Below are 821 nucleotides of genomic sequence, written 5' to 3' on the forward strand. Positions count from 1 at the left end.
CGGCTCATGCGCCGGTTTGGAGCCGCGAAGCGGCGGAAAATCGGTCGCTGTGCAGCCGATTGTTAACTGTTGATGCTCAACGTCAACGGCACATGGTCACTTATTGAAATCCACTCGTCGTGCTGGCCAACCTGCAAATTACATTCTTCGGCAAAGTCTGACGAGGTAAAAACATAATCAATGTGATAAGCCTTCTCGCGGTTCCGCTGCAAGAAAAATGTCGGGCTGGTCTCATTGCCATGGTCTTCCTCGAAAACTCGATGATACTGGCTCTTGAAGCCCATCTCACTAAGCTCGGCAACTACGTCTGAATGATTCCACCAGCGGTCCGGCTTATCCCAGCGCACATTGCTATTAAAATCGCCGAGAATAATTGTCTTTGGCCCGCCAAGATCGTCACGGTGAATCTGGAGGTACTTCCAGAACTGCCCTATGTAACCAAAGGATTCTTCGTTGCGCCCCTTAGTCCAGACGGCCAGCACAGTGAAATCCCTGTTGATGAAAGGGAGGAAAAGCCTAAGATTTTGCGTGCTCCAATTCAGCGCTTCACTTTTGCTGGACAGCCCAGGGACCGAAAAGCTGCCACTCCAATCTAACTTTTCAACTCGATGACCGTTTCGTGGAAAAATGCCGATGCCACGATTTTTTGACTCGCCCACCCACAGGTAAGAGCCAGCCCACTCTCTATATGCGGGGGTCGATAGCGCAGGATCTTCACACTCCTGAACCACCAAGACATCAGCTTGCAAACTATCTGCTTCTGCAAGCTTTCGCCTAAGTGCTCCATTACAGTTCCAAGTTACAAGTTTCATAGATACAGG

The 821-nt window shown here is 50.1% G+C and carries 1 protein-coding gene; it reads right to left on the reverse strand.

Annotation, left to right across the window (positions count from 1 at the left end):
* Positions 1-62 precede the first annotated feature (62 nt).
* Positions 63-821: endonuclease/exonuclease/phosphatase family protein (locus CWI66_RS17650; protein WP_232711016.1), on the reverse strand; the 759-nt coding region annotated here is incomplete at its 5' end.

Origin of the sequence: Halomonas sp. 141 (assembly GCF_002810305.1) — a bacterium.
Lineage (GTDB): Bacteria > Pseudomonadota > Gammaproteobacteria > Pseudomonadales > Halomonadaceae > Vreelandella > Vreelandella stevensii.